The sequence below is a fragment of the Micromonospora sp. NBC_01412 genome (genome assembly GCF_045040215.1).
GTDB classification, from domain to species: Bacteria; Actinomycetota; Actinomycetes; order Mycobacteriales; family Micromonosporaceae; genus Micromonospora; species Micromonospora rubida.
Genome location: NZ_CP109528.1, coordinates 6,008,814 through 6,022,954, shown reverse-complemented (window position 1 = coordinate 6,022,954; position 14,141 = coordinate 6,008,814). Strand labels below are relative to the sequence as shown.

Genomic DNA, 14,141 nt, shown 5'->3' with positions numbered 1-14,141 from the left:
AAACCACGCCGACGGTGCCGGGCCACCTACGACCGGGGCACAACGCAGTGGATCACCTCCCGCGACCGCCCGGACAGCCTCTCATGGATCCGGACCCGTCGCCGGCGCTGGACCAGCCACCCGATCGTGCGCAGGCCGACGAGGCACGACGGCTGACCGTCGTCGCCCTGCGCAGAGGCCAGCCCACCCTGCTACGCCAACCACCCCTCTTCCCTGACCCCGGTCACGATCCGACTCCACCCGGGCCCGCCGATCCTCACCCGGCGACGAGCGGGCAGTTACGCAGGTGACCGCCTCCCGGGAGCCACCGGGCCCGGAACCCACGCCGACGGAGCGGTCGATCCATCGACGTTTCACCAGCGTGCGGGGCAGGTGGGCAAGCTCCCGCCGGCATCATGCACGACAATATGTCGTGACTATTGTTTGTAATGACATACTGATGTAACGTCCGTCCTCGCAAGGTTCTCCCCCATCCCCGTCCCACATCCGGGAGGCACAATGCGCTTCAAACCCGGTCGCCGTCTGCTGACGGCGACCTCGTTCTGCCTGACAGCGGTAGTTGTCGTGGCGTCGACCTCGACGCCGGCCGCCGCCATGGCCGTCCCGACCATCAAGGCGGAACTCGAGACGCCCACGCTGTTCGACGATGCCGCAGGCGGCGACGCCAATGCCGACGATCCTGCGATCTGGGTGCATCCGACCAACTCGGCCAAGAGCCTGGTGGTGGGAACGGCCAAGGAAGGTGGCCTGCGGGTCTACAACCTGTCCGGTGGGCTGGTGCAGAGCATCGCGGCACCGGCGGCACCGGGGCCCGACGACTCGCCCGGCCGGTTCAACAACGTGGACCTGCTCTACGGGGTCCGGGTCGGTGGCGCCACCGTCGACCTCGCCGTGACGACCGACCGTGGTCGTGACAAGCTGCGGGTCTACCGGATCAACCCGGCCGGTGGCAGCACGGCGCTCACCGACGTGACGAGCGCGTCGGCTCCGATGGTGTACGCCACGAACGAAGCAGAGGTCAACGACCAGCGCACGGCCTACGGGCTGGCGACGTGGAAGGACCGCGCGACCGGGCGCAACTACGCGCTGGTGAGCCAACGGCACGAGACCACCGTGGCGCTGCTGGAGCTCACCGTCACCCCGGCCGGGACCGTCACTTACCACAAGGTTCGCAGCCTCACCCTGCCGCAGAGCTTCGCGCTGCCCAACGGCAGCACCTGGACGCCGTGCGACGACCCCGGCGACCTGCCGCAGGTCGAGGGCATGGTGGTCGACGCCACCAGCGGTGTGCTCTACGCCGGTCAGGAGGACGTCGGCATCTGGAAGGTGTCGGCAACCCTGACCGGGACTCCGGTCCTGATGGACAAGGTGAAGGAGTTCGGCCTCCCGCTCGCCTACGACCCGGTGACCGAGGAGTGCTTCCAGTCCGGCCCCGATCCCGGCTACGGTGGCACGCACATCACGGCCGACGTCGAGGGCCTGACCATCTACTACCGGGCCAACGGCAAGGGCTACCTGTTGGCGTCGAGCCAGGGCGACAACACGTTCGTGGTGTACCAGCGCTCCGGCGCCAACACCTTCCTCGGCTCGTTCCGGGTCGGGCCGCACGCCGACCCCACCCACCCGGACGGCTCGGAAGAGTGCGACGGGGCGATGGTGATGAACGTGCCGCTCGGTGACAGGTTCGACGAGGGTCTGTTCGTCGTCCAGGACGGCTTCGACGGCCCTGAGGTGCTCGACGGCAATGGCGAGCCGCGCACCACGACGAACTTCAAGTTCGTCGAGTGGGATGACATCGCTGAGGATCTCGATCTGGCTGTCGACCCGACAGGCTGGACTCCCCGAAGCTGAACAAACCGTCGCCCGGTCCCGCGTCGCGGGGCCGGGCGACGGCGCGTGCGTCACGATCAGCGCTCGACGAGCGCGATCTCGAAGGTGTACAGCGTCGCCCGATAGACGTGCGAGCCGTATTCGACGGCACGGCCGTTGTCGTCGTACGTCGTGCGGCTCATCGTCAGCAGTGGTGCGCCACGCCGCTCGTGCAGCAGCTTCGCCTCCGCGAGGGTCGCGGCGCGCGCGCCGATGCGCTGGTTGGCGACCCGCATGTGGACGGCGGCGGCGCGCAGCATCTCGTAGAGGCCATGCTGCTCCAGCCGTTCGACGGTGAGGTCGGTCAGCCCCTCAGGCAGCCAGTTGTGCATGATCGCCAGAGGCTCCCCCTGCGCGCACCGCAGCCGCTGCAGGTGCACCACCTCGGTGCCCGGTGGGACTCGCAGGGCGAAGGCAACGTCGTCCTCGGCCGGAACACGAGCCATGTTGAGCACGGTGGTGGTGGGCCGCTTGCTGGCCAGCGCCAGGTCGTCGTAGAGGCTCGACAACTCCACCGACCGTTTCACCATGCTGTGCACGACCTGCGTGCCGACCCCGCGCTTGCGCACCAGCAGCCCTTTGTCGACGAGGTGCTGGATGGCCTGCCGCATCGTCGGGCGGGACAGGCCCATCTGATCGGCGAGCTGGATCTCGTTGTCCAGCCGGTGGCCGGCGGGCAGGGTGCCGGCGTCGATCATCGCCTCTATCTGCTGGGCGACCTGAAAGTACAGCGGGACCGGACTGGTCCGGTCGAGCGTGATCGACAGGGGGGTGGTCAATGGTTCCTCACGCTTCGTCGCAGACCCTGGTTGTGGACGCGTCCAACATATCAGACATCAGAATGTCCTGACAAAGTGTTGACGTGGGTGTGTGTCGGGGACTACGAATCATGGCAAGCATCTGCTGGCGCCCGCCCGCCGCCACCGATGTTCAACCTGTGGGAGGTATTCGTTCATGCGCATTGGACTGCTCGGTGTCGGACGCATCGGTGCGACACACGCCCGCCTGCTCGCGAGTCACCCCGAGGTGACCGAGCTCGTGCTCGGCGACGTCATGCCCGAGCGCGCTCGTGACGTGGCCGAACACCTTGGCGTACGCGCTGCCGGTCCGATCGACGAGGTGTTCGCCACGCCGCTCGACGGAATCGTCATCGCAACGCCCACGGCCACGCACGCCGACCTGATCGAGCGCGGGGTCGACGCCGGGCTGACCGTGTTCTGCGAGAAGCCGGTCGCGGCCGATCTGGCGCGCACGGTCGAGATCGCCCAGCGGGTGGCGGCGGCCGACGGCCGGGTGCAGGTGGGGTTCCAGCGCCGTTTCGACGCGGGTTACCAAGCGGCCAGGGAGGCGCTGCGCAGCGGCGCGGTCGGCACCCTGCACCGCCTGCATCTGCTCACCGCCGATCCGGCGCCTCCGCCGGCCGAGTACATCCCCCTGTCCGGCGGGATCTTCCGCGACTGCCACATCCACGACTTCGACATCGCCCGCTGGCTGACCGGCCAGGAGGTCGTCGAGGTCTACGCCACCGGCGCGAACCGGGGTGCCAGCTTCTTCGCCGAGGCGAACGACATCGACACCTCCGTAGCCATTCTGACGTTCGCCGACGGCACCCTGGCGACCCTGCAGGGCTCGCGGTACAACGGCGGCGGTTACGACGTACGCGCCGAACTCGCCGGCACCGAGTCGACCTTCGTCGTCGGTCTTGACGACCGGGCGCCGCTGCGCTCGGCCGAACCGGGCGTCAGCTATCCCAGCGGCGATCCGTGGCCGGACTTCTGGCAGCGCTTCGGCGCGTCCTACACCGCGGAGATGAACGCGTTCCTCGACTACGCGGCTGGTCGGCGCGGCAGCGCGTGCACGGTTGCCGAGGCGCTCGAGGCGCTCTACATCGCCGAGGCCGCCGACCGCTCGCGGCGTGAGCGCCGGCCCGTGCGGGTCGAGGAGATCCGCGCCAGCGGCTCCGCGAACGGGCTCGAGCGCTCGGCGGTGCTGGCATGACGCGGCGGCTGGCGGGCGCGCCCATCTCCTGGGGCGTGTGTGAGGTGCCCGGCTGGGGCCACCAGCTGGACGTGGACCGGGTGTTGGCGGAGATGGCCGCCCTCGGGTTGACGGCCAGCGAGTTCGGCCCGGACGGGTTCCTGCCCGCAGACGGCGCGGCCCGCCAGGAGACACTGCGACGGCACGGCCTGCGGGCCGTCGGTGGATTCCTGCCGGTGGTGCTGCACGAGGCGACCCAGGATCTGGTGCCAGAGGTCACCGCCGCCCTGCGGCAGTTCCGGGCGGCGGACGCCGGTGTCCTCGTCCTCGCCGCGGCGACCGGTCTCGACGGATACGACTCCCGCCCGGAGCTCGACGCCGACGGTTGGCGGACCCTGCTGTCGAACCTTGACCTGCTGGATCGGGTGGCCGCCGACGCCGGCGTGACCGCCACACTGCACCCGCACGTCGGCACCATGATCGAAGGGCCGGAGGAGATCGAGCGGCTGCTCGACGGCTCCGACATCGGGCTCTGCCTGGACACCGGCCATGTGCTGGCCGGCGGCGGGGATCCGGTGCGGCTGACCGGCCAGGCCGCGGCGCGGGTGAGACACGTGCACCTCAAGGACGTCGACGCCGGGCAGGCCCAAAAGGTCCGCGCCGGTGCGGTGAGCTACCGCGACGCGGTCGCGCAGGGCCTCTACCGCCCGCTCGGCCAGGGTGACGTGGACATCGCCGCCATCGTCGCCTCGCTGGAGGAGGCCGGTTACGCCGGCTGGTACGTACTGGAGCAGGATCTCGTCCTGGACCGGGACCCGCCGGCCGGGGCCGGACCGGTCACCGAGGTTGCCGCCTGCCTGGCCTATCTGCGGGGACTGCCGTCGTGACCGCCTTCGACCTCATCACCGTCGGCAGGTGCGGCGTCGACCTCTACCCGCTGCGTTCCGGTGTCCCGCTGTCCGAGGTGGACACCTTCGGCCGGTTCCTCGGCGGGTCGCCGACCAACGTCGCGGTCGCCGCCGCCCGACTGGGACGGCACGTCGCGGTGGTGACGCGCACCGGGGACGACCCGTTCGGCGACTTCGTGCGCACCGCGCTCAAGGAGTACGGGGTCGACGACCGGTTCGTCCGGTCGGTACCGCTCCTCAAAACGCCGCTCACCTTCTGTGAGATCTTCCCGCCGGACAACTTTCCGCTGTACTTCTACCGCGAGCCCAAGGCTCCTGACCTGGAGATCGCCGCGCAGGAGCTGGACCTGGACGCGCTCGGCGCGGCGCGGATCGTCTGGCTCACCGGCACCGGCCTGTGTGCCGAGCCCAGCCGCGCCGCCCTGCACGCGGTGCTCGCCCATCGCCGTGGGCCGACCGTGCTGGACCTGGACTATCGGCCGATGTTCTGGTCCTCGGCCGAGGAGGCCACCGGGCACTACCGGGCCGCGCTCGCCAGTGGCGCGGTGAGCGTAGCTGTCGGTAACCGCGAGGAGTGCGCCGTGGCCACCGGTGAAGACGATCCGGAGCGGGCCGCGCAGGCGCTGCTCGACTTCGGTGTCGCCCTGGCCGTGGTGAAGCTCGGACCGGAGGGGGTGCTCGGCCGCACGGCCGACGGCCAGCGGGTACGGGTGCCACCCACTCCGGTCGAGGTGGTCAACGGCCTGGGCGCCGGCGACGCGTTCGGCGGCGCGCTCTGCCACGGCATGCTCGCCGGCTGGCCGCTGCGTCACACCCTGCGGTACGCCAGCACGGCGGGCGCCATCGTCGCCTCCCGGCTGGCCTGCTCCGCTGCCATGCCCACCGCCGACGAGGTGTCGGCCCTGCTCGGGGAGAATCCGGATGTCTGATGCCAGTGCCCAGATCGGTGACCTGGTCCGGCGCCGCGCCAGCCGGCCCGCGGTGATCGCGGAGTCCGCGCAGTCCCGGCGGCGGCTGTCCGACTGGGGTGACCAGCGGCTGATGATCATCGCCGCGGACCACCCGGCCCGCGGCACGATCGGGGTCCGGGACCGGGCCGACGCGATGGCCAGCCGGGCCGACCTGCTCGACCGGCTCTGCGTGGCGCTTGCCCGCCCCGGCGTGCACGGCGTGCTCGCCACCGCCGACATCGTCGAGGACCTCATGCTCCTCGGCGTCCTGCACGACAAGCTCGTCATCGGATCGATGAACCGTGGCGGCATCACCGGCTCGGTGTTCGAGCTGGACGACCGGTTCACCGGCTACGACGCCGAGACGATCGCCGCGATGAACTTCGACGGCGGCAAGATGCTGTGCCGCATCGACCTCGACGACCCCGGCACGGTCAACACCCTGGAGGCGTGCGGCCGTGCGGTGACGGCGCTGGCCGGGCGCGGCCTGATGGCGATGGTCGAGCCGCTGCCGGTGAGCCGGGTCGACGGCCGGACGCGGCTCGACCAGCGCCCCGAGGCGCTCATCCGGGCGATCAGCATCGGTCAGGCGCTCGGCGCGACCTCGGCGTACACCTGGTTGAAGATCCCGGTCGTCGAGGAGATGGACCGGGTCCTCGACGCCACCACGCTGCCCGTGCTGCTGCTCGGCGGTGAGGCGCCGCCCGAACAGGCCTACGCCGGTTGGCAGAAGGCGCTGGAGCTGCCCGGCGTGCGCGGACTGGTGGCCGGACGAGCGCTGCTCTACCCGGCCGACGACGATGTGGCGGCCGCCGTCGACGCGGCCACCGCCCTGCTGTGAAGGCGGTGAGCGCGGTGCACATTTCCCGGGGCGCCACGACGACACCTGGGTGGACGGTCCAGGTGACACCGGAAGTGGCCGGTTGGACCTACTGCGGGCTGCGGGTGCTGGACCTGGAGCCCGGTCAGACGCGCGTCTTCACCACTGGTGACGACGAGATGCTGGTGCTGCCGCTGACCGGCTCGGCGATGGTCGACTGCGACGGGACGCGGTTCGAGCTCGTCGGCCGAACCAGCGTCTTCGACCGGGTCAGCGACTTCTGCTACCTGCCGATCGGGGCACGGGTGGAGGTGTCCAGCACGACAGGTGGGCGGTTCGCGCTGCCGTCGGCGCGGGCCGGGCGCCGGCTGCCCCCGCGTTACGGCCCGGCCGAGCAGGTGCCGGTGGAGGTGCGGGGGGCGGGGGCGGCGAGCCGCCAGGTGAACAACTTCTGCGCCCCGGACGCCTTCGACTGCGACAGGCTCGTCGCCGTCGAGCTGCTCACCCCGGGCGGGAACTGGTCGTCGTACCCACCGCACAAACACGACACCGAGGCCCCCGGCGAGGCGGTTCTCGAGGAGATCTACTACTTCGAGACGCGCGGCCTTGCCTACCAGCGGGTGTACGGCACCACCGACGTGCTGGCCGAGGTCGGTGCCGGCGACGTCGTCCTGGTGCCGAACGGCTACCACGGGCCGTCGATGGCGGCCCCCGGTTACGACCTCTACTACCTGAACGTCCTGGCCGGTCCGGCCGCCGAGCGGTCGATGGCCTGCGCCGACGACCCCGCCCACGGGTGGATCCGTAGCTCCTGGTCCGGCCAGCCGGTCGACCCACGCGTACCGATGACGAACCATCTGGGGAGGACCAGCACATGAGACTCACCGTGGCGCAGGCGACCATCCGCTTCCTCGCCAACCAGTACAGCGAGCGGGACGGGCAACGGCACAGGCTGATCGCCGGCTGTTTCGGAATCTTCGGCCACGGCAACGTCGCCGGGCTCGGCCAGGCGCTGCGGCAGGCCGAGCTGGACGGCGACCCGGGGATGACCTACTACCAGTGCCGTAACGAACAGGCGATGGTCCACACCGCGGTCGCCTACGCACGGATGACCGCCCGGATGTCGACGTTCGCCTGCACCACCTCGATCGGGCCGGGCGCCACCAACCTCGTCACGGGCGCCGCCCTGGCCACCGTCAACCGGCTGCCGGTCCTGCTGCTGCCCGGGGACGTCTTCGCCACCCGGGTGGCCAATCCCGTCCTTCAGGAGCTGGAGGATTCCCGCTCCTACGACGTGTCGGTCAACGACACGCTGCGGCCGGTGTCGCGGTTCTGGGACCGCATCAACCGCCCCGAACAGTTGCCGGCGGCGCTGCTCGCCGCGATGCGGGTGCTCACCGACCCGGCCGAAACCGGAGCGGTCACGCTGGCCATGCCGCAGGACGTGCAGGCCGAGGCGTACGACTGGCCGGACGAGCTGTTCACCGAGCGGACCTGGCACGTGCCGCGCCCGGTACCCGAGCCGGCCGCGCTGGCCCGAGCGGCGCAGGCCCTGCGCGAGGCACGCCGCCCGCTCATCGTCGCCGGCGGCGGCGTGACCTACAGCGACGCCAATGACGAGCTCGCCTCCTTCGCCCGACGCACCGGCATCCCCGTGGCGGAGACCCAGGCCGGCCGCGGCGCGCTGCCCCACGACCATCCGTGCGCGGTCGGCCCGATCGGCGTGACCGGATCCACGGCCGCCAACGCCCTCGCCGCCGAGGCCGACGTGGTGCTGGGCATCGGCACCCGCTACTCGGACTTCACCACCGCTTCGCGGTCGTTGTTCGCCGAGCCGTCGGTGCGGTTCGTCAATCTGAACGTGGCTACTTTCGACGCGGCGAAGCTCAGCGCGGTCAGCGTGGTCGCGGACGCGCGGGAAGGGCTGCGGGCACTCGACGCGGCGCTGCCGCGCTGGCAGGTGAGCGAGGAGCGCAGGAAGCTGGCCGTGACCCTGACCCGCCGGTGGGACGACGCCGTCGACGAGGCCCGCCGCCCTGGGCCCGGCCCCCTCACCCAGAGCCAGCTCATCGGCGCGGTGAACGACGCCGCCCGCCCGGCCGACGTGGTCGTCTGCGCGGCCGGTTCCATGCCCGGCGACCTGCACAAGCTGTGGCGGCCGGCGAGCCCTCGGCAATATCACGTCGAGTACGGCTACTCCTGCATGGGCTACGAGATCGCCGGTGGCCTGGGCGTGAAGCTGGCCCAGCCGGACGCCGAGGTCTTCGTCCTCGTCGGGGACGGCTCCTACCTGATGATGGCGCAGGAGTTGGTCACCGCCGTGGCGGAGGGGCTCAAGCTGGTGGTGGTGCTGGTCGACAACCGCGGTTACGCCTCCATCGGGGCGCTGTCCGAGCAGGTGGGCGGTGCCCGGTTCGGCACCGTCTACCGATACCGCAACCCTGCCTCCGGCCGCTTCGACGGACAGCCGCTGCCGGTCGACCTGGCCGCGAACGCGGCAAGTCTGGGCGCCGACGTCCTGACCGCGGACACCCTCGACGAGGTCCGCGCGGCGCTGGTGAAGGCGCGCGCCGCCGCCACCACCACGGTTGTGCACGTCCGTACCGAGCTCGGCGGACCGGGGAGCCCGGCCAACGACGCGTGGTGGGACGTCCCGGTGGCCGCGGTGTCGACCACGCCGGACGGCCCACCGGCCAGGCAGCGGTACGTGGAGCGCAAAGCGACGCAGCGCGGCCACTGGTCAGGTCTGTGAGCGTCGTGCTGTCCGTGCTCGCCGCCGTGTTCGTCTTCGTCTGCGGTGCCAACGACGGCGGTGCGTTGCTCGCCCTCGCCCTACGCCACCGCGAGGTCGCCGGCATCGCCATGCTCGGACTGCTTCTCGCCGCCATCGTCGCCGGTCCCCGCCTCTTCGGACTGGATGTGGCGCACGCGTTCACCGGCCGGCTGGTCGCCTCCGGCGATCGCGGCGGGCAGCCGATCGTCGTGATCGGCGTGGCGGCGGCGGTCGCACTGGTCCTGGTGCTGACGTGGCGAGGCGTACCGACGAGCGTGACCCTGGCGATCATCGGCGGGTTGGCGGGCGCCGGGCTCGGGCTCGGGCTCATGCCGTCGTGGACCACTCTTGCGACGATGCTCGGCATCGGCGCGGCCGCGCCCCTCGTCGGTGGGCTGCTGGGCTATCTGCTCGGCGTGCTGGCCCAGCGGGTCCCGACCACCGGTCGGGCATCGGCCACGGTCCGGCTGGCGCACGTCGGCGCGTTCGGCTGCCAGTGCCTGGCCTACGCGGCCAACGACGGGCAGAAGATGTTCGCGGTCGCCGCGGTCGCCGTCGCCGCCGTCCACGGCTCGGCCGAACTGTCGCTGCCGGTGTTGTCCGCCGTGGCAGCGCTGTTCGCCGCGGGGGCGCTGACGAGCCTACGGCGGATGTCGCGCGGTGCCACGTTCAGCCTGTCTCCGCCACGTCCGTGGCAGATCGTCTCGGCCGAGATCGCCTCGTCCGCGGCGGTGTTCGGCACCGCCGGGCTGGGCGTGCCGGTCAGCATGACCCAGTCCGTGGCGGCCGGCCTGGTCGGCGTCGGCGCCAGCCAGGGCGCACGCCGGGTGCGCTGGCAGTACGCCGTGCCGATCCTGATCTCGTGGCTGGTGACCCTGCCGGCCAGCTTCGGCATGGCGGCGGTGGCCGGGCTGGCCGTGCGAGGGCTCCGGTGACCGGCCGTCGGCTGCGCCGGGTCTGGCGGATCGTCGATGACCTCGCCGGTCGCTCCCATCATCGGGTCGTCGGCATCCTGCTGCGCCAGCTCGAGCAGAATCAGGAGGCGGTGGACCTGGCCATCGACGTGGTCACCAGGGCCGTGCCGTCGGCCACGGGCCGGGCCCGGATGGGCGACATCGAACACGCCGGCGACGACCACCGGCGGCAACTCGTCATCGAGCTCGCCGCCTCGCTCACCACACCGATCGACCGCGAGGACCTGTTCCGGCTTTCCCGGTCGATCGACGACGTGCTGGACAACCTACGGGACTTCGTACGGGAGAACGACCTGTTCGGTGCGCCCAGCGTGGACGCCGCCGTGCCGGCGCTCATCGCCGTTCGGGAAGGGCTCGCGCTGCTGCGCCGCGCCCTTCAGCAGCTGGTCGACCACCCGACCGACGTCGCCGACCTCGTCCTGGCCGTACGGAAGCGGGCCGGTGTCGTGCGTCGCGTGTACCAGGAGGCGATCGGGCAGTTGCTGGCCGGGGACGTGACCTCCGAGATGCTGCGGCAGCGTGAGCTGCTGCGTCGCATCGACGTCGTCGGCCTTCGGCTGGCCGAGTGCTGCGACGCGCTGGCCGACGCGATGTTGAAGCGAATCGTCTGAAGGGCTGATGTACATATGTCTTGACAAAGATTGCCGCCGTATTACGCTCAGGACACTCCGCGGATGCGACAGGTCTTCACCACATCCGACGGACGAGAAGGCTCTCACCCGCATGCTCCGCCACCGAGGAGGTTCGCGCACGTGGACAGCCGCCATATAACGACCCCGATCCGTCCCACCCGTCGCCTTGCCGCTGCCGCAGTCGGCATCGCCGCGCTCGTCGCAGCCGCCGCCTGCGCCCCGTCCAGCGGAACCAACGAGCCCGGCGCGCTCCCGTCCGCCTCCGTCGACGCCTCCTTCGATCTCGACGCCCTCGTCGCGGCGGCGAAGAAGGAGGGCAGCGTCCTCGTCTACGACTCGACCGGCGACATCAAGAAGGTCGCCGAGGCATTCACCGCCAAGTACGGCATCAAGGCTGAGGGGGTGAAGTCCGACACCCAGAAGACCGCCGAGAAGCTCGTCCGGGAGAAGGAGGCCGGCAACGTCGCCGTCGACCTCACCCTCTTCTCCGACGGCCCGTTGCTGGCCGGCGAGCTGCTGCCCCGCCAGGTCGTCTACACGTGGTTGCCGCCGGATCTGATCAAGGACATCCCGGAGACCAACCGCAACCCACTGCTGGTGCTGTCGAAGGCCAACGTCTGGGTGTACAACCCGAAGATCTACCCGAACGGCTGCCCGGTGAAGAACGTCTGGGAACTCACCGAGGACAGCTGGCGCGGCAAGGTGCTGCTACAGGATCCGCTGGGCAAGGCGACCATCGTGCAGTGGCTCAGCCAGAGCGCCGGCCACGGCGCCGCACCGCTCGCCGACGCCTACCAGCGGCATACCGGCAAGGCCCTGCAGACGACCGAGAAGAACGCCGGCTGGGAGTGGGTCAAGAAGCTGGCGAAGAACAAGCCGATCATCAACAGCGAGGACGAGAACATCGCCGCCGCCGTCGCCGCGCCGCAGCAGACCGAGGGTCGCATCGGCCTGGTGTCGATCGCGAAGTTCCGCGACGTCGAGGGCAAGGGCTACAACATGGCCGTCTGCGAGGGCCTGAGCCCCTGGGTCGGGTTCTCCTACTCCAAGTACGTCGCGATCGCCACCGGGACGAAGCACCCCAACGCCGCGAAGCTGTTCGTCCACTTCGTCATGACGCAGGAAGGCATCAAGCACGAGATGGAGGAAGGCGGCGTCTCGGGCAGCACCGCCGTGCCGCCCAGCGACGGCAACCCGAAGGGCCTCACCGACTGGGGTACGCAGTTGTTCGCCATGGACCCCAAGGGCCTGCTCGACGACTACCAGAACACCCAACCCGTCCAGGACTTCTGGCGCGTGCAGCACAACTGATCCGGCGGGTGCCCACCGAGTCATCACGATCGGTGGGCACCATGGCTCTGCTTGAAGGGACAAGACACTCAAGATGGCAGTCATCGACCGCCCGGCACCGCCAGCGCCGCCGCCGCCCACGCAGACGCCGGCCAGCCGTTGGGGCCGGATGCGGTACCGGGCACGAGTCCTGCTCGCCGAACCGACCACCCTCATCGGCATTGCCCTCGTGCTCATTTTCGGCTACCTGGTCATCGCGCCTCTGGTGGCAATCGTGTCGGACGCGGCACGCGTGCAGTTCGGCGACGACAGCCGGGCGGGGGCGCCGGCCGGATCGCTCACGGGCTACTACCTGTGGCGGGTGTTCCGGTCACCGATCAGCGCAAGCCTGTTCTGGGAGCCGCTGTCACACACCGTGGTCGTCGGGCTCGGCGTGGTCGTGTTCGCCGTGGTGCTCGGCGGTTCGATGGCGTGGCTGGTGACCCGAACCAACGTGCCCGGCCGCAAGTTCCTCGCCGGCGCCCTCGTCGTGCCGTACATGCTGCCGTCATGGACGTTCGCCTTGGCCTGGCTGACCCTGTTCAAGAACGGCCGGTCCGGCGGGACCCCGGGCTTCCTGGAGACCTGGGGTGTCCAGACCCCCGACTGGCTCGCGTACGGCGCCGTGCCGATCATCGTCACCCTCGGCCTGCACTACTACCCGTTCGTGTTCCTGCTGTTCGGCAACGCGCTGCGGCGCATCGATTCGCAGTTGGAGGAGTCCGCGCGGGTGCTCGGCGCAAACCGGCGCCAGGGGATGCGTCACGTGGTCCTGCCGCTGCTGCTGCCCTCGCTCTCCTCCGCCGTGCTCCTCGTCCTCGGCCGGGTGCTGGGCACCTTCGGCACCCCGTACATCCTCGGCCTGCCCACCGACTACGCGATGTTGTCGACCAGCCTGTACCGCAGCATCCACACCCGGGCTCCCGGCGTGGCCGCCGTCATCGCCGCCGTCATCGTCCTGCTCGGGGTACTCGTCGTGCTCATCGACATGCGCCTGGTTCGTGAACAACGCCGGTTCGTCACCATCGGTGGCAAGGGCAGCATGGACCGGGCCACCGACCTGCGCCGCTGGCGGTGGCCCGCCTACGGCCTCGCCATGGCCGTCTTCGTCACCAGCGTCGTCGTGCCGCTCGCGACCCTCGCGTTGTCCACGGTGACCTACGCGCCGGGCGTGTTCCGGGCCGACAACTTCACGCTGAAGTTCTGGACCGCCGAGTCGATCCCGGAGGCGGTCGGCTTCCCGCACGGCCTGCTGCGCAGCGATGACCTCTACGAGGCGATGTGGAACAGCCTGCGCATCGTCGGCATGGCGGCCCTGGTCTGCGGCCTCGTCGGGCTGATGGTCGGGTACGTGGTGGCTCGCTCGCCCAGCCGCCGGCTGTCGGGCACCCTGCGGCAGGTTTCGTTCCTGCCCTACCTGGTGCCGGGCATCGCCTTCGCCGCCGCCTACCTGACGCTGTTCGCCGTCCCGCGCGGCCCGATCCCGGCGCTCTACGGCACGACCCTCCTACTGGTCGTGGTGATGGCGATCACCCACCTGCCGTACTCGTCGCGGTCCGGCATCTCCGCCATGATGCAACTGGGCCGCGAACCGGAGGAGGCGGCCCAGGTGGCCGGCGCCGGCTGGCTCACCCGGCTGCGCCGGATCGTGTTGCCCATCCAGAAGGGCGCGCTGACCACCGGCGTGTTACTGCCGTTCATCTCCGGGCTCAAAGAGCTGTCGATCGTCATCATGCTCACGACCGCGAGCACGCCCCTGTTGACCACCCTGTCGATCAACCTGGTCGACTTCGGATATCGGCAGCAGGCCAACGCGGCGGTACTCGTCATCGCCGCGCTCTCGTTCACCGTCACCTACCTGGCCCAGCGGGCCACCAGAAGCAACCTCGCCACGGGCCTGGGAGGCTGA

Annotated in this window: 12 protein-coding genes; 11 read left to right on the top strand and 1 reads right to left on the bottom strand. The window is 70.5% G+C overall.

Annotation, left to right across the window (positions count from 1 at the left end):
• Positions 1-498 precede the first annotated feature (498 nt).
• On the top strand, positions 499-1,851 hold the full coding sequence (locus OG617_RS26525) for a phytase (RefSeq protein WP_405095659.1): 1,353 nt from the start codon (positions 499-501) through the stop codon (positions 1,849-1,851).
• A 56-nt stretch (positions 1,852-1,907) separates the two neighbouring features.
• On the opposite strand, the gene OG617_RS26520 is transcribed toward OG617_RS26525, so the two are convergent.
• Positions 1,908-2,648 carry a GntR family transcriptional regulator gene (locus OG617_RS26520; RefSeq protein WP_405095658.1) on the bottom strand — a complete coding sequence of 247 codons (741 nt, stop codon included), beginning with the start codon at positions 2,646-2,648 and terminating at the stop codon, positions 1,908-1,910.
• Positions 2,649-2,823: 175 nt separating this feature from the next.
• On the opposite strand from OG617_RS26520, the gene OG617_RS26515 reads away from it, so the two are divergent.
• From OG617_RS26515 to OG617_RS26470, 10 genes are all read left to right on the top strand, one after another.
• Positions 2,824-3,867, top strand: coding sequence for a Gfo/Idh/MocA family oxidoreductase (locus OG617_RS26515; protein ID WP_405095657.1), 1,044 nt, complete (start codon positions 2,824-2,826; stop codon positions 3,865-3,867).
• Positions 3,864-4,733: a TIM barrel protein gene (locus OG617_RS26510; protein ID WP_405095656.1), complete on the top strand. Its 870-nt coding sequence runs from the start codon at positions 3,864-3,866 to the stop codon at positions 4,731-4,733. The genes OG617_RS26515 and OG617_RS26510 overlap by 4 nt, the downstream gene beginning before the upstream one ends.
• Entirely contained in the window at positions 4,730-5,683 is a 954-nt protein-coding gene (gene iolC / locus OG617_RS26505; protein WP_405095655.1) for a 5-dehydro-2-deoxygluconokinase, read from the top strand. Before OG617_RS26510 ends, iolC begins: the two co-directional genes overlap by 4 nt.
• A complete protein-coding gene (locus OG617_RS26500; protein ID WP_405095654.1) occupies positions 5,676-6,545 on the top strand; it encodes an aldolase in 870 nt (289 codons plus the stop codon). Before iolC ends, OG617_RS26500 begins: the two co-directional genes overlap by 8 nt.
• Positions 6,542-7,402, top strand: coding sequence for a 5-deoxy-glucuronate isomerase (gene iolB, locus OG617_RS26495; protein ID WP_405095653.1), 861 nt, complete (start codon positions 6,542-6,544; stop codon positions 7,400-7,402). Before OG617_RS26500 ends, iolB begins: the two co-directional genes overlap by 4 nt.
• Entirely contained in the window at positions 7,399-9,276 is a 1,878-nt protein-coding gene (gene iolD / locus OG617_RS26490) for a 3D-(3,5/4)-trihydroxycyclohexane-1,2-dione acylhydrolase (decyclizing) (RefSeq protein ID WP_405095652.1), read from the top strand. The genes iolB and iolD overlap by 4 nt, the downstream gene beginning before the upstream one ends.
• Positions 9,273-10,232, top strand: a complete 960-nt coding sequence (locus OG617_RS26485; RefSeq protein WP_405095651.1) for an inorganic phosphate transporter — start codon at positions 9,273-9,275, stop codon at positions 10,230-10,232. The genes iolD and OG617_RS26485 overlap by 4 nt, the downstream gene beginning before the upstream one ends.
• Positions 10,229-10,882: a DUF47 domain-containing protein gene (locus OG617_RS26480; RefSeq protein WP_405095650.1), complete on the top strand. Its 654-nt coding sequence runs from the start codon at positions 10,229-10,231 to the stop codon at positions 10,880-10,882. Before OG617_RS26485 ends, OG617_RS26480 begins: the two co-directional genes overlap by 4 nt.
• 141 nt (positions 10,883-11,023) lie before the next feature.
• Positions 11,024-12,214, top strand: coding sequence for an ABC transporter substrate-binding protein (locus OG617_RS26475; RefSeq protein WP_405095649.1), 1,191 nt, complete (start codon positions 11,024-11,026; stop codon positions 12,212-12,214).
• A 73-nt stretch (positions 12,215-12,287) separates the two neighbouring features.
• The gene (locus tag OG617_RS26470; RefSeq protein WP_405095648.1) at positions 12,288-14,141 is read left to right on the top strand and encodes an ABC transporter permease; all 1,854 of its coding nucleotides are present in this window, start codon (positions 12,288-12,290) and stop codon (positions 14,139-14,141) included.

What these genes read in the sequence shown, in the direction of transcription:
- OG617_RS26525 (WP_405095659.1), top strand. Translation starts at nt 499, where the DNA reads ATGCGCTTCAAACCCGGTCGCCGTCTGCTGACGGCGACCTCGTTCTGC.
- OG617_RS26515 (WP_405095657.1), top strand. Translation starts at nt 2,824, where the DNA reads ATGCGCATTGGACTGCTCGGTGTCGGACGCATCGGTGCGACACACGCC.
- OG617_RS26510 (WP_405095656.1), top strand. Translation starts at nt 3,864, where the DNA reads ATGACGCGGCGGCTGGCGGGCGCGCCCATCTCCTGGGGCGTGTGTGAG.
- OG617_RS26500 (WP_405095654.1), top strand. Translation starts at nt 5,676, where the DNA reads ATGTCTGATGCCAGTGCCCAGATCGGTGACCTGGTCCGGCGCCGCGCC.
- iolD (WP_405095652.1), top strand. Translation starts at nt 7,399, where the DNA reads ATGAGACTCACCGTGGCGCAGGCGACCATCCGCTTCCTCGCCAACCAG.
- OG617_RS26470 (WP_405095648.1), top strand. Translation starts at nt 12,288, where the DNA reads ATGGCAGTCATCGACCGCCCGGCACCGCCAGCGCCGCCGCCGCCCACG.